The sequence below is a fragment of the Candidatus Oleimmundimicrobium sp. genome (genome assembly GCF_030651595.1).
GTDB lineage: Bacteria > Actinomycetota > Aquicultoria > UBA3085 > Oleimmundimicrobiaceae > JAUSCH01.
In genome coordinates, this window is record NZ_JAUSCH010000024.1 from 1 (window position 1) to 18,887 (window position 18,887).

Sequence of the window (18,887 nt, forward strand, 5' to 3'; positions counted from 1 at the left end):
TGTTATAATATCCTTCGTTTAAATTTAATAAGTTGCTTACTATAAGTAAAGCATCTTCTGGTTCGTTGAAAAACAGCGAGCCCGCATTAGACCGAAGGAGGTGAAATGTTTGAGAAACTACGAATTAATGGTTATAGTTGACTCCACTCTTGATGCAGAAACTTCTGAGAAAGTCATTACCAAAATCAATAAACTTATCGAAAAAAATGGTGGGAAAGTTAGTAAGTCTGAAAAATGGGGCAGAAAGAAGTTGGCTTATCCCATTAAGAAATACAATGAAGGGGACTATCATCTTGTAACTTTTGAAGGTGAGAGTGAAACGGTAAGTGAACTTGAAAGGGTTTTAAGAATAACAGACCAAATTTTACGAATTATGATTGTAAAAAAACCGGCTTATGTTGAGAGAAAAAAGAAGTTGCCGAGTAAAAAAAAGAGTAATTAAAGTAAAGATAAAATTTTATTGAATTAGGAGTGAGGGAATTGGCTAGTCTTAATCGAGTTATTTTAATTGGAAATTTAACAAGAGACCCTGAGCTTAGGTCTACTCCAAGCGGGGCAAGTGTAACTAACTTCGGCATCGCGGTAAACAGGCACTGGACCAATAAACAAGGGGAGCGTGTTGAAAGCGTGGACTTTTTTAATATTGTTTGCTGGGGGAAACTTGCTGAGCTTGTATCTCAAAACATTACAAAAGGGACTCCTGTGGCTATCGACGGAAGGCTTCAATATAGGGCGTGGGAGACGAGTGAAGGCCAAAAGAGGTCAACAGTAGAAGTTATAGCCGAAAATGTGCAGTTTCTTGGGAGAGCATCTTCCCAAGCCAAAGACAAAGATTTTGAACCAGATTTTACATCCGATGCCGGTACTGAAAATGCCGATGTCAGTTTAGATGAAGATATTCCATTTTAATTAGAGGTGATTTTGTTGGCTCGTTATGCTGTTAAGAAAAACAAAGATGATAAGAAAGAAAAAAGCAATTATTTTTTTAGAAAACATCCAAAAAAAGTGTGCTTTTTTTGTAAAGAGAAGATTGATTATATTGACTACAAGGACTTAAATTTGCTACGCAGGTTCATGAATGATAAGAGTAAAATAAAGCCAAAGAGAGTGACGGGTACCTGTGTTCAACATCAAAGCAAACTTGCAACTGCTATTAAAAGAGCCAGAGAGATGGCTTTAATAAAGTACTCTGTCAAGTAAAGAGTTAAGTATCTTTTTTTAACAGGGGGCTTTTAGCGTGGATGAAAATAGAGTAAATACTCGAGCGCTAGTAGAGGCAGGGAAACTTTCTGCTTTAACGCTAGTTTTTGCTTTTTTATCGCTTGTTTTACCGGTATTTTCCTTTGTTACTATTCCTCTTTGCGCAGTCCCAACAGTTATTGTGTCAGTACGTTATGGTTTTAAATATGGTTTTTTAACTGCGATTACTGCAAGTTTTCTTGTTGCCGTATTTATGGAACCATCTTCTGCTGTTCCCCTTTTTTTAATCATATTATTTTTGGGGTTGAGCCAAGGGATTTCCATCCGGAGAAATTATTCGGTTTGGGGAGTCATATTGGCCGGGTTGGTCGGAGTTGTGGTGACAATTGCTTTAATGGCGCTTATCACTTATTTTCTTAGTGGAGTAAATTTATTTTACGAACAGATAAAACTTTTTAAAGAATCGATTGTAATGCAGGAGCAACTTGGTTTAAGGTATGGGTTGGGCAAAGAAGAGATTGTAAGACAGCAGCACTTATTAAACCAAATGGCTGAAAATTTTTCCAAAGTTATTCCCGCGATTATAGTCATAGTTTCTGGATGGATTTCTGCTTTTTGCTGTTTTATCACATATCAAATTTTAAAGCGTCTTAAATTAAAGTTACCAAAAATTATTAGTTTTAAGATGCTCCAAGTGCCATGGTTTTTTTCATGGGGGTATCTCCTTGGGTTGGCTGCTCTTTTCTTTTATAAGTGGTTTGGGAATTATTCGGGGACTGTTTCAATAATAGGTATGAATCTTCTTCTTATTTTTGGAGTTATATTTTTAATTCAGGGGTCGGCGATAATTTTCTACTTTTTTGAAAAATATAAACTTTCTCTTCCGGTTAAGATACTATTCTTCTTCCTGGCACTTTTTATCCAAATTATGTTCCAGGGTTTGACTTGGTTGGGGCTTTTTGACACATGGTTTAATTATAGAAAAGTGCCGCAAGAAGCTTATTAAGTAAGAAGTTTTTTGTGCCGATAATAAAAGATATTGACGATAGATTTGTAATATTGGTAATGTTAAAAAAATGGGGGGATGAGTTATGATAGATACTCCGGCAAAAAGGTATCATAATGTAAGTCAGCTTTTTCTTATTTTGGGCACTATTATTGCGATGTTAACCTCTTTCATTCTTTTTTACAGAGGAACGACAATTGAAGCTTATGCTCAAATGCTATTTATCCCGATAATTGCGGGGGCAGTCTATTATGGGAAAAAGGGTGGGTTCATTGCCGCAATTGGCGCAGGCGTTGTGTACATTCTTTTGCTTTTATTTTTAGTTGAATCGCAGCTGGCTCAAGTTGTTACTTTGACAATTACTTTGAGAATTATCTTCTTCTGCTTTATGGGAATAGTAGGAGGCCTTCTTTTCGAAAAATTTAAAGAACAAGTTATGGATTTAGAAGAGAAAGTTCTTGTTAATGAGGAGTCAGGTCTCTACACGGCACGTTATTTTATAACGGTAATCCAACAAGAAATAGATCGTGCCACGCGTTACAAGAGTACATTTTCTATAATAACCTTCAAATTTAATTTGTTAAAGATAGGGATATCAAAAAGGGCTGAAAAAAAATTGATAAAAGATTTAGGGGAGATGTTCAAGCAACAGACCAGGATTGTAGATGAGATAGCATACTTAAGCCGTGGTGATTTTGGAGTAGTTTTGCCGGAGATAGATAAGAAAGGCGCTAAGATTTTTTTGGATCGTATCAAGGAAAAATTTATTGAGATTGTTAAGAAAAAGAAGAAGGATTTTTCTGAGAGTGATTTGAATATCAAGATGTTTACTTATCAGGATAATTTGTCGGAGATAGAAAAACTGATTTCTCAATATGCTGAGAAAATAGGAGTATCACATATTAAGAGACCTAAAGAGCTATAATAAGGGGGATTATGAAAGTAATTTTAATTAAGGACGTTCCGTCTTTAGGCAAAGAAGGAGATATTGTAAATGTAAGTCCGGGCTACGCGCGAAATTTTTTATTTCCTAAAGGGGTTGCCCTCGATGCGACACCGGCAAACCTAAAAGGGTTTGAGAAAAAAAGAAATACGCTGGTGAAGAAAGAGTCTGAAACGAAAGATGAAGCTGAGTCATTAGCAAATAAGTTAAGCAAAAAAACGATAAAAATGCCGGTCAAAACCGGTGAAAAAGGCAAGTTATATGGCTCAATAACAAGTAAGGATATAGCTCAAGCTATTAAAAAAGAGCTTGATCTTTCTCTTGATAAGAGAAAGATAGATTTAAAGGAAAATATTAAATCTTTGGGAAAATATTCTGTTAATATAAAATTACATTCACAAGTTGAAGCGAAAATGAACATTGAAGTAGTAAGCTTGTAAGGAGTTTTATAAATATGGCCAATTTGCCTAATGCCAAAAAGGTTGTAGACGTGAATTTTTTAGAGAAAATTCCTCCTCATAACATTGAGGCCGAACAATCACTTTTAGGTTCTATGTTAATCTCGCAAGGGATAATCCCCGATATAGTGGAGAAAGTGAAACCTACAGATTTTTATCGGGGCCCCCATCAGCAAATTTATGAAGCTATTTTAAACCTTTACACTAAGGGCGAACCAGCAGATCCAATAACGGTTGCGAATGAGTTAAAGGTTAAGGGGCTGTTAGATCAAGTAGGAGGAAAATCATATATTCATACTTTGATTAATATGGTTCCTACTGCCGCAAATGCAAAGTATTACGCAGAAATAGTTGAGAAGAATGCGGTTTTGCGCTCCCTCATTAGCGCGGCTACTGAAATTGTGGGGATGAGTTATGGCAGTCCTGAAGATATTGGATTATTAATAGATCAAGCCGAAAGCCTAATTTTTTCCGTTTCGAAGAAAAGAATATCTGAAAAATTTATTCACATTAAAGATTTGCTCACGGAGAGTTTTGAACAAATTGAAAAACTTTATGAAAAAGGTGCCAATGTTACCGGTTTGCCCACTGGCTTTATAGATCTTGACGAGAAGACTTCCGGTTTACATCCTTCAGATTTAATTGTTGTGGCAGCGCGCCCCAGCATGGGAAAGACTTCGTTAGTTCTATCAATAGCCCAACATGTTGCTGTGAACGAAAAGATTCCCGTTGCTATATTTAGTTTGGAAATGTCTCGTCAACAGTTGGCCCAACGATTGATGTGTGCTGAAGCGCGAGTTGATGCTCAACATCTAAGAACGGGAAACTTAAAGACGGAAGATTGGCGCGAGCTATCGAATGCTGTAGGAAGATTGGCTGATGCTCCCATCTTTATAGACGATTCCCCAAACATAACCATGATGGAGGTTCGCGCTAAAGCTCGTCGGCTTATGGCTAAACATAAACTTGGGCTCATAATTGTAGATTACCTGCAATTAATGCAAGGGAGAGGCAGAATTGAGAATCGTCAACAGGAGATTTCTGAGATATCTCGAGCTCTTAAGATATTAGGAAGAGAGCTGGAAGTTCCTGTTATTGCGGTATCGCAGCTCTCACGTGCGGTTGAACAAAGAACAGACAAGCGCCCTCTTTTGAGCGATTTAAGAGAGTCGGGAGCCATTGAACAGGATGCCGACATTGTTGTGTTTATTTATAGGGATGATTATTACAATAAAGAATCTGATGATAAAGGTATTGCCGAGATCATAATAGGCAAACATCGGAATGGACCCACCGGCACAATACGACTGGCCTTTTTGGAACACTACACAAAGTTTGCCAATTTAGCTAAGAATGTTTAAATTTTGGTTGTCAAGCTTTGTAATATCTTGTGTGTAGAACTTGCTTTGCTAATGGGCAAATAAGAAAAGGTGAATATGGTGGCGATTTAGGATGTGCTCAGATGGGAAGTTGGTTTTCCATTTGAGTCATTTTTTTGTCGTTATCTTAGGGGGATAGATGACAAAATACGATGTGATAATCATCGGGGCTGGACCAGCTGGTATATTCGCTGCTTTGGAATTGGTGAAGAGAAACAACTTAAAAGTACTTATTTTAGAAAAAGGCAAAAATATTGATGAGCGCGTGAAGCTACTCCAAAGCAAGAAAGGGGATTATCGGAATGCTGTTAATTCAGGCTGGGGCGGAGCAGGCGCTTTTAGTGACGGCAAACTAACTCTCTCTACGGAAGTTGGCGGATGGTTGGGAGAATATATATCGAGGGATGGTCTGCAAGACTTAATTGATTATGTTGATAATATTTATAGAGAATTCGGTGCCGATTCAAAAGTGCATGGTTTAGATAAGGAAAAAATTGATGAAATACATCGCAAAGCTGAACTTGCGGGGCTTGTTCTTATCCCCGCAAAGATAAGGCATATGGGGACAGAAAGAGTTCGCAATGCCATGAAGGCGATGAATAAATTTTTATGCTCGAAAATTGAAGTTAGAACAGGGGTGGAAGTTGCTCAAATTCTTACTAAAAAAGAAAAAGCAGTTGGGGTCCGAACCGTTGGCGGGGAGGAGATTAAGAGCGATTATGTTATTGTAGCTCCTGGAAGAATTGGCTCAGATTGGTTAAGTAAAGAAGCGCATCGATTGGACTTAAGGCTTCATATGAATGCCGTTGATATAGGGCTGAGGCTTGAAACGCTGGCTTCAGTGATGGAACCGGCAACAAAATTTCTTTATGAACCTAAACTTGTGTATTATTCTAAATCTTTTGATGATAAGGTGCGAACATTTTGCGTATGTCCTTATGGAGAAGTGACCAGGGAAACATATGGTGATGTTGTAACGGTGAATGGTCAAAGTTATGCTAATAAAAAGACTGACAATACGAACTTCGCAATATTAGTTAGCACCACATTTACCGAACCGTTTAGAGAGCCCATTGCTTATGGTAAGTATATTGCTCGCTTGGCGAACTTGCTGGGTGGGGGGATTTTAGTTCAGAGATTGGGAGACCTTAAAAGAGGGAGACGCTCGACGACGGCCAGGATAACTCAGAGCACAGTTGAGGCTACCCTAAAAGATGCTACTCCCGGTGATTTAAGTTTCGTGCTTCCTTATAGATATATATCTGATATTCTTGAAATGATAGAAGCTATTGATAAAGTGACGCCGGGGGTTAATTCAAAAAATACACTTTTATATGGGGTGGAGGTAAAGTTTTATTCTTCCAGATTGCAACTTGGGCCCACTCTTGAGACAGAAACAAAAAATCTTTATGCAATTGGGGACGGAGCGGGAGTGACGAGAGGGTTGGTGCAGTCATCTGCTTCGGGAATAATTGCCGCAAGAGCAATTTTAGATACGTTAGGAAAAAACTAATTAAGTTTTAAGTAAAAGTAAAATTGGAGGTTAATGTGCCAGGAATAGTGCTTATTGGGACACAATGGGGAGACGAGGGAAAAGGGAAAATAACGGATCTTTTGGCCAACCAAATGGACATGGTTGTTCGGTATCAAGGAGGTGACAATGCGGGTCATACTGTAATCAATGGAGACCAAGAGTTCAGATTCCACTTGATTCCGTCAGGTATTCTTTATCCTCATATTACTTGTGTGATTGGAAATGGAGTTGTAGTTAATCCTAAAGTTTTGATTGAAGAGCTGGATGGTCTTGAGTCCAGGGGGGTGTGCGTTGATAAATTGCTTATTAGCTGCAACGCTCACTTAGTTATGCCCTATCATCTAGTTTTAGACGGGGCTTGTGAGTTAAAGCTTGGCAAAGCTAAAATTGGAACGACTCATAAGGGTATTGGTCCGGCTTATGCTGACAAGATAAGCAGAACAGGTTTAAGAGTTCAAGATATGCTTGATATAAAGATTTTTAGGAAAAAATTAGAAGCGGCTCTTAATGAAAAAAATGAGATATTGACGAAGATATATAATTTTGAACCCTTTGAGGCGGACAAAATAGTAGCCGATTATAGTAGTTACGCGAAGCGCTTAGAAAAACACATTACAGATACTTCCTTGATTGTTAACCAGACCTTAGATAAAGGTAAAAATGTATTTTTTGAAGGGGCGCAGGGCACACTCTTAGATATTGATCATGGAACCTATCCGTTTGTTACTTCTTCTTCTCCTGTGGCAGGAGGGGCATGTGTGGGCGCTGGTGTTGGGCCAAAACGTATTGATAGAGTTATTGGTGTCGTTAAAGCTTATGTTACCAGGGTAGGCTCGGGTCCATTTCCAACGGAGCTAGATGATAAAGTTGGAGAGAGGATAAGGGAAAAGGGTGGAGAATATGGGACTACAACCGGCAGGCCCAGAAGATGCGGCTGGTTTGATGCGCTTATACTGAGGTATGCGAGTAGGATAAACAGTTTAACTGAAATTGTTGTAACAAAACTCGATGTTTTGTCGCAATTTGAAAAGATAAAAATCTGTGTTGGATATGAGTACAAGGGGAAAATTTATGATAATTTTCCACCCCATCAAACAATTGTTCACAAATGTAAACCTGTCTATGAAGAGGTTGACGGTTGGAAAGAAAGTCTTGAGGATATTACCGATTATGGTGATTTACCAAAGGCCGCGCAAAAGTATTTAGCTAGAATAGAAGAGCTTGGAGGCGTTCCTATAAAGATGATATCGGTTGGGCCGAAAAGAAAACAGATTATTTTCAAGAATTAGTTAAAAGAAGTTCTCCCTTATTGGTTCTTAAACAAAGAGGGGTTATCTTAGGCTTTTAGAATTAAATTAACATAGGTATATCTTATTGCGGAGGATGATATGAAAGTTTTAGTTGTTGGGAGCGGTGGCAGAGAACATGCGTTAACGTGGAAATTAAGTCAGAGCTCTCTGGTTGGGAAGATTTATTGTGCTCCCGGAAATGGTGGAACGGCAAAAATTGCGGAAAATTTAAATATTTCGGTTGATGATATTGAAGCGCTTGCTAATTTTGCTGAAGAAAAAGATATAGGGCTTACTGTGGTTGGGCCCGAAGCGCCTCTTGTTATTGGCATCGTTAATTTATTTGAAAAAAGAGGATTGAAGGTATTCGGTCCGCGAAAAGAAGCGGCTCAAATGGAAGGCAGCAAAAGCTTTGCTAAAAGTATTATGCAGAAATACGGCATACCAACCGGGTTTGCTCAAACTTTTACCAATTATGAGGAAGCCTTAAATTACACTGATGGTCATGAAGTACCTCTGGTTATCAAAGCAGACGGATTGGCGGCGGGTAAAGGTGTGTTTATCGCAGAAAACAAGGGAGAAGCTAAAAAAGCTCTCGAAGATTGTTTTGTAAATAAAAGATTTGGTTTGGCGGGAGGAAAGGTAATAATCGAAGAATATCTGGAAGGCGAGGAAGTTTCGCTGCTTGCGTTTACGGATGGGAAAACTGTTTTACCTATGGTTCCTGCTCAGGATTATAAGAGAATTTACGATGGTGATTTGGGCCCCAATACAGGGGGCATGGGTTCTTATTCACCTGTTCCGGCAGTAACAAGCAATATGTACGATGAGATAGTCAGCAAAGTACTTAGGCCAACAATTAAAGGGTTGGCAAATGAGGGGATTGAGTATCGCGGAGTTCTCTATGCTGGGATAGTTCTTACAAAGGACGGCCCCAAGGTTCTTGAGTTTAATTGTCGCTTTGGAGATCCTGAGACTCAGGCGATTCTTCCACGGTTAGAGAGTGATTTGGCCGAGGTAATGCTCAATGTTGCCGATGGGTGTTTGGGGCAACACGGGAACTTAAAATGGTCATCAAAGAATTGTGTAACGGTTGTTTTGGCTTCAGATGGTTATCCGGGGAAGTATAAAAAGGGATTTGAAATAAAAGGTATAGAGGATGCTAATTTGAACGATGATATAGTTGTATTTCAGGCAGGGGCTCTCTTAAATGGTGGTAAAATAGTTACCGCGGGGGGAAGGGTTTTAAGTGTAAGTGCTCTGGGAAATAATTTTAAAGATGCTCGTGAGCGAGCATACGAAGCAGTTGAAAAAATTAATTTTGAAGGCATGTATTATCGAAAAGATATAGCCTTGAGAGCAGTGAGAAATTGAGGGTAAAGGGTGAAGGAAAAATGAAGAATGGAGAATGAAAAAATAAAAACGGTAATTAAGAATTAAGAAAGTTTTTATCCAGAGGATAATTTTTTGGATTAAAAGTGTTTTAAGAATTTTATCTTTTAGGACTTGGTTTTCGATTTTAAATTTTTCTATATCGTTTTTCCTGCCTGCTGGCAGGCACGGCATTTTTATAACTTATTTTTTAATTTACTACCGACTAAGAGACTAAAAAAGGGGAAAACATAATGAAGAAGCCGCTTGTTGGAATTTTAATGGGGAGTGTGTCAGATGAGCCGGTTATGAAAGTTGCCAAAGAAATTCTCGATGAGTTTGAGATATCCAATGAAGTGCACGTGATGTCCGCGCATCGTACTCCAAAGAAAGTTCAGGAGTATGCTTTAACGGCTGAAGAAAAAGGGGTAGAGGTTATAATCTGTGGAGCAGGTAAAGCAGCGCATCTTGCGGGAGCTATAGCTTCTTACACAATCTTACCTGTAATTGGAGTCCCAATTTCTTCCAAGGATTTTGGAGGAATGGACGCCCTTCTTGCAACGGTGCAAATGCCCAATGGTGTTCCTGTTGCGACAGTTGCCATTGGAGGAGCCAAAAACGCGGGAATTCTGGCTACCCAAATTTTAAGCATTAAATATCCAAAAATTCGTGAAGCTCTTAAGAAATATAAGGAAAATTTAGCAGCACGTTGAATTTAATTAGGTTAAATGAAGATTGAGGAGGAAGTTAAGTGATTGAAAGATATTCGTTACCGAAGATGAAGTCGATTTGGAGCTTGGAAAATAAGTACCAAAAATGGCTTGATATTGAGATTCTTGCCTGCGAAGCTCAAGCAAAACTTGAAATTATTCCCAACGAAGCTGTTAGTGATATAAAAAATAAGGCCCGTTTCGATATTAAGCGGATTGATGAAATCGAGGAGGAAGTTCATCACGATGTCATAGCATTTTTAACAAGTGTATCCGAAAATGTTGGGCCTGCTTCAAAGTATATCCATTATGGTATGACGTCATCTGATGTTGTTGATACAGGTCTTTCTGTTTTAATGAAGGAAGCCATCGAATTTCTGATTGAAGATGCAAAGAATCTTAAAACAGTCTTAAAAAAGAGAGCTATTGAATATAAAGATACGATTATGATTGGCCGCTCTCATGGTGTTCATGCGGAGCCGATTACTTTTGGTTTGAAATTTGCTCTTTGGGCCTTTGAAATGGAGCGAAATATTAAGCGTCTCAAGAGCGCCAGGGATGTTATAAGTTATGGCAAGATATCGGGTGTTGTGGGAACTTATGCTAATATTGACCCCTTTGTCGAGTCTTATGTTTGTGAGAAATTGGGTTTGAAACCAGCATCAGCTTCAACTCAGGTTCTTCAAAGAGATAGGCATGCCGAGTATATGTGTACGCTTGCGGTGGTTGCCTCGTCATTAGATAAGTTTGCCCTTGAAATAAGGCATTTACAGAGAACTGAGGTCTTGGAGGCCGAGGAGCCCTTTGCTAAAGGACAGAAGGGTTCATCGGCTATGCCGCATAAGAAAAACCCGATTATCTGTGAGCGAATTTGTGGATTGGCAAGAATTATGCGCTCAAATGCTCAGGCTGCTATGGAGAATGTAGCTCTTTGGCATGAAAGAGATATATCACATTCTTCTGTTGAGCGGGTTATCATTCCAGATAGCACTATTCTTCTCGATTATATGTTTCACAAGATGATTCAGGTAATGCAAGGTCTTAAAGTCTATCCCGAAAATATGAAAACTAACCTTGAAAAAACTCATGGGCTTTTCTTCTCGCAAAGAGTTTTACTCGCTCTCATTGAAAAAGGGATGTTAAGGGAAGACGCTTATAAAGTGGTACAGCAATGCGCGATGAAGACCTGGCAAGAGAAAGTTGATTTTAAAAAAGTTCTCCTTGCTGATGGGGAAGTTAAAAAGTTTTTAAATGAAGAAGATTTGAATAAAATTTTTGATTACTCTTATTACTTGAGAAATATCGATAAGGTTTTTGAGCGGCTTAAAAGCTTAGATGACTAAATGTTTTGAAAGAAATTATGATATTTTTTTCTGATTTTGGTGTCGGTCTTGTGACTTAATGAGTTTCAATGAAATTCCCCAAATTATTTTCAGGTTTACTGAATTCGGGCGCGGTTTTTATTGTAATTTGTTAAATATTTCACTAAACTAATTTTTCGGTGATGCTCATGAATTACGATGTTATAGTTGTTGGCGCCGGAGTAGCTGGTTCAGCTGCTTCGTATTATCTTGCAAAAGCTGGGCATAAGGTCCTTTTGCTTGATAAATGTGAATTCCCCAGGGAAAAAGTCTGTGGAGACAGCATAACACCCAGGGGGGTTAGGGTGTTAGAAGATATGGAAGTTGTTCCTAAACTGGAAGGTAGGTTTAAGGAAACAAAAGGTGTTAAAATTTATTCATCCAAAGGCGGGTGTAGCATTACCGATTTCCCCGCTTATAAGGATTATCCAAGAAGAGGTTTTGTAGTACCGCGTATTAAATTTGATAAAATTTTAAAGGAGCATGCTGAAGAGGCCGGGGCTTGTTTTTCGGGCAACTCGCTGGTGACCGATGTTCTCATCGATTCGGGAAAAGTTGTGGGGGTTAAATATACTCGCAATGGTAAAGAGCTTGAAGAAACTGCCAAGTTTGTTGTTTGCGCGAACGGAATGGGCTCAAATATTGCAAAAAAAGTACTCAATGTTACCAAGAATGACTTTAGAGCAATAGGGATTGCCATACGCGCTTATTATGAAAATGTAAATGATATAGATGACTATATGGAAATTTACGGTGAAGATGTTATTTTGCCCGGTGTCGGATGGATTTTTCCCCAAGAAAAAGGCATTGCAAATGTGGGTGTGGGCATATATTTAAATGATTTAAAAGAAAAAGACTACAACATAATAGGAATCTTTAACGCTTTTGTAAATTCAAGCGTTTACGCGAGCAAAAAATTAAAAGGGGCAAAACGTCTTGGCCCAATTGTGGGCAAAAAACTTCATATGGGCGGGGTCAAGAGGGCGATATGTGATGGAATGGTTTTGGTTGGAGATGCTGCTGGTCTTGTGAATCCTTTAACCGGCGAAGGTATGATGTATGCGCTTGAGAGCGGAAAATATGCCGCGGAGGCAATAGGCTCTGCTCTAAGTGTTAATGATTTTAGCGAGAAATCTCTTATAGGCTATCAAAAAAATATAGATACTCTTTTTAACAGATATTTTATATTAGGCGCACTTATTGTGCGGTTTGCAAAAAACCCCTGGATTATTAATTCATCCATAAATTTAATCAAGAGAAGCAAGAAGTTAGGGGAGCTAAACTTGAGGCAGTGGATTAGCATCAACTAAGAGATATTACAAGTGCTTGCAAAAAATTGTGTTTAAGTTGAATTGAAGTTAAACAATTATGAGCAATAAGTTGTCACATTGTTTCTTTTCACGAGAGTCATTTTTTGTTACTATTCAATCAGTAAGTAATCTTTTGTTCGGGGTGTGAAATTACGCTGCTTAAACCCACTAAACAAGGAAAAGTTAGGGACATATACGATTTTGGTAACCGATTGGTTGTTGTCGCAACGGATAGAATATCGGCATACGATTCTATCTTGCCTGATGATATACCCTATAAAGGTAAGGTCTTAACAGCTCTTTCTCTTTACTGGTTTGAACGAACCAAACACATTGTAAAAAATCACCTCATCTCCTCAGATATCAGAGATTTTCCTGATGAATTAAAAGATCAAGCTGATTATCTTAAAGGAAGAAGTATGCTTGTAAAAAAGGCCGATGTGTATTCTGTTGAATGTATTGTTAGGGGCTATCTTTCCGGGTCGGGCTGGCGCGAGTATAAAAAAAATGGCAGAGTTTGTGGGATTGAACTCCCAAAAGGTTTAAAAGAGTCCGATAAACTTCCCAGGCCGATATTTACCCCGACCACAAAGGAAGAATCTGGTCACGATGAAAATATCTCATTTGAGGAAGCAGTTAAAGTTCTTGGGGCTGATGTTGCAGAAGAACTTCGGGATTTAAGTATTAAACTCTATGAATTTGCCGCGGCTGAGGCTGAATCCAAAGGGATAATAATCGCCGATACAAAGTTTGAATTTGGAAGATTTCAAGGCAAAACCATAATCGTTGATGAAATATTCACACCCGATTCTTCGCGATTCTGGGCGATTGATGGCTACCAGCCCGGGGGGCCACAAAAAAGTTTTGATAAACAGTTTGTAAGGGACTATTTGGACGAGATAGGTTGGGACCACGAGCCTCCCCCTCCTCATTTATCCCCTGAAGTTATTGAAGAAACGAGTAAAAAATATATAGAAGCGTATGAACGGATAGCTGGAAAGGAATTTAAAAAGTAGATGATTTGGAGAGTAGAGGTTGGCTTTAAGCCCGGAGTGGTCGATGCTTTGGGAGGGTCAGTTAAGAAATCAATTATTGAAGACTTACACATATCTGTTAATTCGGTAAAAACTGTTGATGTTTATACGATAAAGGCAAATTTAAATCAGGAGCAAGTTAACAAGATTGCAAGCGAGCTCTTAACCGATCCCATCACTCAGTTTTCCTCTTCTAATGGTACCATTGCTAAAAATTTCTCCAAGATAATTGAGGTTGGTTACAAACCGGGCGTAACCGATAATGTGGGAAGAACTACTGTTGAGGGGATAGAAGATCTTTTAAATGTGGAGTTTAAAGAAGATGAATCTGTTGTTCACACCTCACGGCTTTATCTGATAGAAGGGGATATTACTGATAAAGAAGCCGAGCGTATAGCTACCGGTCTTCTTGCCAACCCTATCATTGAGCATTATTCCATTTGGAGCGAGGGAAACTGGAGAGACAGAAAAAAGGAAAATAAAAAGTATTTTATGGATATCAAGTCTCGAGAGTCATTTATTGCTGAGGTAAACCTCGATGTTGATGACGACGAGCTCATGAAGATAAGCGCGGAAGGAGTTCTTTCACTTAGTTTGGACGAAATGCGTCAAATCCGCGATTATTTTAAGGATTCAAAAATTTTAGAGGAGCGCAAGCGGGTTGGCCTTAGGGATAAACCAACCGATGTTGAATTGGAAATGCTTGCTCAAACATGGTCCGAACACTGTAAACATAAGATATTTAATGCCTTTATAGATTATGAAGAAGATGGTAAAAGAGAGAAAATCGACAGTCTTTTTAAAACATATATTAAGCGAGCAACTGAAGAGATAGATAAAGATTGGCTGGTTTCTGTCTTTGCGGATAATGCGGGGGTTATCAGCTTCAACGAAGATTACAATTTGGTTTTTAAGGTTGAGACTCATAATCATCCTTCGGCTCTTGACCCATACGGAGGGGCGCTTACCGGAATTGTTGGGGTGAATAGGGACCCGATGGGGACTGGTTTGGGAGCAAGCTTAATCTTCAATACCGATATCTTTTGTTTTGGGCCACCGGATTTTCCTTATGAGAAATTACCTTCAAAAGTTTTACACCCAAAGCGTATTTTTAAAGGAGTAAGAAAAGGGGTTGAACACGGAGGGAATAAAATAGGTATTCCCACGGTAAATGGAACAATTATCTTCGATGAAGCTTATGTATATAATCCGCTTGTCTATTGTGGAACTGGTGGCATAATGCCAAAGAAGATTTTAGGTAATGAAAGCCATGTTAAAATCGTTAAGCCGGGTGATTTAATCATCATGGTTGGCGGAAGGATAGGGAAAGATGGCATTCATGGAGCCACTTTTTCTTCGACTAAATTAGAAGAAACAACTTCCCCCACAGCTGTTCAGATTGGGGCTCCCATTGTTCAGAAGAAGATGATGGACGCGTTGCTCGAGGCCCGCGACGCGGGGTTATATAATGCAATTACTGACAATGGAGCCGGTGGGCTTTCTTCTTCAGTTGGAGAAATGGCTGAGTTTTGTAACGGGTGCGTTGTTGATTTAGAGAAAACTCCTACGAAATATCCCGGCTTAGATCCATGGGAGATATGGGTTTCGGAGTCGCAGGAAAGGATGACGCTTGCAGTTCCTCCCGATAAAATTGATGATTTTATGGAGATTTGTAAAAAATGGGATGTGGAAGCGACCGTAATCGGCGAGTTTCAGCCCAATGGAAAGATTCACGTAAAATACAAAGGGAAAACGGTTCTCTATCTTAATATGGCTTTTGTGCATGAAGGGCTTTTTCAGCTAAAACTTAAGGCAATTTGGAAGCAGCCCAATTTTTCCTTCCCAAATTTTTCTCAACCCAATGACTTAGCGCCGGATTTAAAGAGGATTCTTTCTTCGCTTAATGTTTGCAGTAAAGAATGGGTGATTCGTCAGTATGACCACGAAGTTCAAGGAACTAGTGTTGTTAAACCCCTTGTTGGAAAAGCTGAAGACGGTCCCTCTGATGCCGCTGTCCTAAAACTTTTGCCCGATAAAAAAGAGGGAGTTGTTGTATCAAACGGAATAAATCCAAAGTTTGGTGAAGTTGATACTTACTGGATGGCTGCCTCTGTTATAGATGAAGCCATAAGAAACTGCGTTGCGGTTGGGGCAAATCCGAGCCATATTGCAATTCTTGATAATTTTTGCTGGGGAAACCCAATTTTATCTGATGAGAATCCAGACGGCGATTTTAAATTAGCTCAACTTGTAAGAGCTGCTCAAGGTTGTTATTATGCGGCGGTTGGGTTAGGGGTACCCTTTATATCGGGTAAGGATAGTTTTCATAACGAATATCAGGTGGGAGATAAGACTATCTCGATACCGCCAACTTTACTTATATCAGCTATGGGGGTAACCGAAGATACAGAAAAGGCTGTTACAATGGATGCTAAACGAGAAGGAGATTTGGTATATATTTTAGGGGTAACTCGAAATGAACTAGGTGGTTCTCATTACCTGATGACGAAGAATTTGGTTGGAAATTCCGTTCCTGTTCTGAATGCTGAGGTTGCAAAAAAGCTTTATGAATCACTTAATAAGGCGATTATGGAAGGAATGATTTCCTCTTGTCATGATTGCTCCGAGGGGGGTCTTGCCGTTGCGGCGGCCGAAACTGCTTTTGCCGGTGGTTTGGGGATGGACTTAAATTTAACAGACGTTCCAACGGAAAATTCTTTGAGAGACGATGAAATTTTGTTTTCGGAAACGAATAGTCGGTTTATTGTAACGGTTTCGCCTAACAAGAAAGCTGATTTTGAACGAATATTAAAAGGAAACGTCTTTGCTCAAATTGGCAAGGTGAGGGCGGATGATAATTTTAAAGTTATCGGAAAAGATAAAAAATTTGTTATAAATGTTAACATTTATGATTTAAAAGAAGTTTGGCAAAAGCCGCTTCGTTGGTAGTTAGTAAATGGCGAATAGAGTATGGAATATGGCGGATGGAGCGTGGGAACTGAATGGTGAATAAACCTAAAGTATGCGTGCTTTTAGCAGCGGGGATAAATAGGGATTATGATGCGAAACATGCTTTTGAAAAAGCGGGTGCCCAGGTTGAAAGGGTGCACGTTAACACCCTTGCTTCCCGTGAAAAAATACTAAAAGAATATCAAATTTTAATGCTTCCCGGCGGTTTTTCTTTTGGTGATGATATTGCTTCTGGGAAAGTTTTAGCAAATAAATTAAAATATAAAGTGCTTGATCAGATACTTGAGTTTATATCTGACAGGAAGTTAATTTTTGGTGTATGTAACGGGTTCCAAGTGATGGTTAAACTTGGGCTTCTCCCAGGATTTAATGATGATTACAAAACCCAGTTGACGACGCTTACTTTCAATGATTCAGGTAAGTTTGAGGATCGTTGGGTGCATTTGAAAGTTAATTCAAATTCAAATTGTATTTTTACCAAAGGGATTAATGAACTTCTCTACGTGCCGGTATGTCATGGAGAAGGCAAGTTTGTCGTTGAAGACAAAGAAGTTTTAAAAAAGATATCTTTAAATAAGCAAGTTGTTGTTCAATATGTAGATACGGAGGGCAGTTTTGCGGGCTATCCTTTTAATCCCAATGGCTCCGTTAATAATATTGCCGGCATTTGCGATGAGACGGGCAGGGTATTTGGGATGATGCCGCATCCCGAAGATTTTATTCGAAAAACACATCACCCCGGCTGGACGCGGGAAAATGTACTCGAAAGTGGTTCGGGTTTGAAGTTTTTTATAAACGCTGTTGGATATGCTCGAGAAAACCTTTCATCTTTATGATAAAAAAGAGGATGTGAAAAAGAGGATTGGATAAAAAATGTTCTGGTGGATGTAAATTTGATTGTTTTACCCCCGACCGTTTTGAGGAAGCTTGCGGAGTTTTTGGAATTTACGCGCCTGAAACAGATGTGGCCAGACTCACTTATTTTGGATTGTATGCTTTACAGCACAGAGGCCAAGAGAGTGCGGGCATTGCTGTCTCTGATGGCACCAATGTGCTGGTTTTTAAAGATATGGGACTGGTTCCCCAAGTTTTCAATGAACAAATTTTATCTACTCTCACAGGTAAAATTGCCATAGGACATACCAGGTATTCAACAACGGGCTCTAACCGTTGGGAAAACGCCCAACCCATTCATAAAACATATCATGATGGGACACTTGCCTTAGCTCATAATGGCAATCTTGTTAATTCGAGAGAACTAAGAAAGATGCTTACTTCAAACGGTAACAAATTTAGGTCAACGAGTGATAGCGAAATCATTGCAGGATTGATTGCTAATTTTTCTAAGGAGAGCATAGAAGATGGCATTAAGAAAACTATGGAGTTGCTTAAAGGAGGGTACTCCGTAACCGTTGTCACTGAGGATAAATTGATAGGGTTTAGGGATCCTTATGGAATTAGGCCGCTTTCATTAGGAAAACTTGAGGGAAATTACGTTATATCTTCTGAAACATGTGGTTTCGATATTGTCGGGGCTGAATTTTTAAGGGATATTGAGCCGGGAGAAATAGTCGTAATAGATGAAGAAGGTCTTCATTCGGAAAAAATTATTTCTAAAACACATCCTTCTCTATGTATTTTTGAGTTTGTATATTTTGCGAGGCCAGATAGCTTACTTTATGGAAAACTTCTTCATAATGCTCGTAATGAGATGGGAAAAAAATTGGCAAAAGAGTGCCCGGCCGAGGCCGATCTCGTTATTCCTGTTCCGGACTCAGGAATCTCAGCGGCGGTGGGTTACGCTCAAAGTTCAGGAATTCCTTTTGGAGAAGGGATGATAAAGAATCGCTATGTGGGAAGAACTTTTATCCAACCGGCTCAAAGTAGCAGGCAAATTGGTGTCAAAATGAAGCTTAACCCTCTTAAAGAAATTATAAAGGGCAAGCGCCTGGTTGTTGTGGATGATTCTATTGTAAGGGGAACTACGAGTAAGCAGATTGTAAGCATGTTAAGGGATGCGGGGGCAAAAGAAATCCATATGAGGATAAGCTCGCCTCCCATTGAGTGGCCATGTTTTTATGGAATAGATACAGCTAAAAGAAATGAGTTGGTTGCTTTCTCTAAGAGTGTAGATGAAATTAAGGATTTTGTTGGTGCAGATACCCTTGGTTATTTAAGCTTGGAAGGACTGGTTAGTTCTACCGGAAAACCGCGGGACTTATTTTGTACAGCTTGTTTTGACGGGATCTATCCAATTGAAATTCCTGAAGAGTATAAATTAAACAAGCAAATGTTAGAGACTCCGGTAAAATATAAATAAGG

17 protein-coding genes are annotated in these 18,887 nt (G+C 39.1%); all 17 read left to right on the forward strand.

Features of this window, described 5'->3' with window-relative positions; genetic code table 11:
* Window positions 1-109 precede the first annotated feature (109 nt).
* The 17 genes from rpsF (at window position 110) to purF (ending at window position 18,885) form a co-directional block, all read left to right on the forward strand.
* Window positions 110-442, forward strand: a complete 333-nt coding sequence (rpsF, locus tag Q7U95_RS01625; RefSeq protein WP_308751534.1) for a 30S ribosomal protein S6 — start codon at window positions 110-112, stop codon at window positions 440-442.
* A gap of 38 nt (window positions 443-480) precedes the next feature.
* Entirely contained in the window at window positions 481-909 is a 429-nt protein-coding gene (locus Q7U95_RS01630; RefSeq protein WP_308751535.1) for a single-stranded DNA-binding protein, read from the forward strand.
* Window positions 910-924: 15 nt separating this feature from the next.
* A complete protein-coding gene (rpsR, locus tag Q7U95_RS01635) occupies window positions 925-1,200 on the forward strand; it encodes a 30S ribosomal protein S18 (protein ID WP_336622646.1) in 276 nt (91 codons plus the stop codon).
* A 37-nt stretch (window positions 1,201-1,237) separates the two neighbouring features.
* Window positions 1,238-2,206 carry an ECF transporter S component gene (locus Q7U95_RS01640; RefSeq protein ID WP_308751536.1) on the forward strand — a complete coding sequence of 323 codons (969 nt, stop codon included), beginning with the start codon at window positions 1,238-1,240 and terminating at the stop codon, window positions 2,204-2,206.
* A gap of 85 nt (window positions 2,207-2,291) precedes the next feature.
* Window positions 2,292-3,131, forward strand: a complete 840-nt coding sequence (locus Q7U95_RS01645; RefSeq protein ID WP_308751537.1) for a hypothetical protein — start codon at window positions 2,292-2,294, stop codon at window positions 3,129-3,131.
* 11 nt (window positions 3,132-3,142) lie between these two features.
* The gene (rplI, locus tag Q7U95_RS01650) at window positions 3,143-3,589 is read left to right on the forward strand and encodes a 50S ribosomal protein L9 (RefSeq protein ID WP_308751538.1); all 447 of its coding nucleotides are present in this window, start codon (window positions 3,143-3,145) and stop codon (window positions 3,587-3,589) included.
* 14 nt (window positions 3,590-3,603) lie between these two features.
* Window positions 3,604-4,968, forward strand: a complete 1,365-nt coding sequence (gene dnaB, locus Q7U95_RS01655; RefSeq protein ID WP_308751539.1) for a replicative DNA helicase — start codon at window positions 3,604-3,606, stop codon at window positions 4,966-4,968.
* Window positions 4,969-5,125: 157 nt separating this feature from the next.
* Window positions 5,126-6,499 (forward strand): FAD-dependent protein, encoded by a 1,374-nt coding sequence (locus Q7U95_RS01660; protein WP_308751540.1) that lies wholly within the window; start codon window positions 5,126-5,128, stop codon window positions 6,497-6,499.
* A 35-nt stretch (window positions 6,500-6,534) separates the two neighbouring features.
* Complete coding sequence (locus Q7U95_RS01665; RefSeq protein WP_308751541.1) at window positions 6,535-7,809, forward strand: adenylosuccinate synthase; 1,275 nt, start codon at window positions 6,535-6,537, stop codon at window positions 7,807-7,809.
* A gap of 99 nt (window positions 7,810-7,908) precedes the next feature.
* Entirely contained in the window at window positions 7,909-9,183 is a 1,275-nt protein-coding gene (gene purD, locus Q7U95_RS01670; protein ID WP_308751542.1) for a phosphoribosylamine--glycine ligase, read from the forward strand.
* A gap of 251 nt (window positions 9,184-9,434) precedes the next feature.
* Window positions 9,435-9,893, forward strand: coding sequence for a 5-(carboxyamino)imidazole ribonucleotide mutase (gene purE / locus Q7U95_RS01675; protein ID WP_308751543.1), 459 nt, complete (start codon window positions 9,435-9,437; stop codon window positions 9,891-9,893).
* Between the two features lie 38 nt (window positions 9,894-9,931).
* Entirely contained in the window at window positions 9,932-11,233 is a 1,302-nt protein-coding gene (gene purB, locus Q7U95_RS01680) for an adenylosuccinate lyase (protein WP_308751544.1), read from the forward strand.
* 167 nt (window positions 11,234-11,400) lie between these two features.
* A complete protein-coding gene (locus Q7U95_RS01685; RefSeq protein ID WP_308751545.1) occupies window positions 11,401-12,561 on the forward strand; it encodes a geranylgeranyl reductase family protein in 1,161 nt (386 codons plus the stop codon).
* Window positions 12,562-12,716: 155 nt separating this feature from the next.
* Window positions 12,717-13,577: a phosphoribosylaminoimidazolesuccinocarboxamide synthase gene (locus Q7U95_RS01690; RefSeq protein WP_308751567.1), complete on the forward strand. Its 861-nt coding sequence runs from the start codon at window positions 12,717-12,719 to the stop codon at window positions 13,575-13,577.
* Window positions 13,578-16,544, forward strand: a complete 2,967-nt coding sequence (gene purL, locus Q7U95_RS01695) for a phosphoribosylformylglycinamidine synthase subunit PurL (RefSeq protein ID WP_308751546.1) — start codon at window positions 13,578-13,580, stop codon at window positions 16,542-16,544.
* Window positions 16,545-16,597: 53 nt separating this feature from the next.
* Window positions 16,598-17,401 carry a phosphoribosylformylglycinamidine synthase I gene (gene purQ / locus Q7U95_RS01700; protein ID WP_308751547.1) on the forward strand — a complete coding sequence of 268 codons (804 nt, stop codon included), beginning with the start codon at window positions 16,598-16,600 and terminating at the stop codon, window positions 17,399-17,401.
* Window positions 17,402-17,427: 26 nt separating this feature from the next.
* Window positions 17,428-18,885: an amidophosphoribosyltransferase gene (gene purF, locus Q7U95_RS01705; protein WP_308751548.1), complete on the forward strand. Its 1,458-nt coding sequence runs from the start codon at window positions 17,428-17,430 to the stop codon at window positions 18,883-18,885.
* Window positions 18,886-18,887 lie beyond the last annotated feature (2 nt).

Coding starts and splice junctions, on each gene's coding strand:
- Q7U95_RS01645 (WP_308751537.1), top strand. CDS start 2,292: ATGATAGATACTCCGGCAAAAAGGTATCATAATGTAAGTCAGCTTTTT.
- rplI (WP_308751538.1), top strand. CDS start 3,143: ATGAAAGTAATTTTAATTAAGGACGTTCCGTCTTTAGGCAAAGAAGGA.
- dnaB (WP_308751539.1), top strand. CDS start 3,604: ATGGCCAATTTGCCTAATGCCAAAAAGGTTGTAGACGTGAATTTTTTA.
- Q7U95_RS01660 (WP_308751540.1), top strand. CDS start 5,126: ATGACAAAATACGATGTGATAATCATCGGGGCTGGACCAGCTGGTATA.
- purD (WP_308751542.1), top strand. CDS start 7,909: ATGAAAGTTTTAGTTGTTGGGAGCGGTGGCAGAGAACATGCGTTAACG.
- purE (WP_308751543.1), top strand. CDS start 9,435: ATGAAGAAGCCGCTTGTTGGAATTTTAATGGGGAGTGTGTCAGATGAG.
- Q7U95_RS01685 (WP_308751545.1), top strand. CDS start 11,401: ATGAATTACGATGTTATAGTTGTTGGCGCCGGAGTAGCTGGTTCAGCT.
- purL (WP_308751546.1), top strand. CDS start 13,578: ATGATTTGGAGAGTAGAGGTTGGCTTTAAGCCCGGAGTGGTCGATGCT.
- purQ (WP_308751547.1), top strand. CDS start 16,598: ATGGTGAATAAACCTAAAGTATGCGTGCTTTTAGCAGCGGGGATAAAT.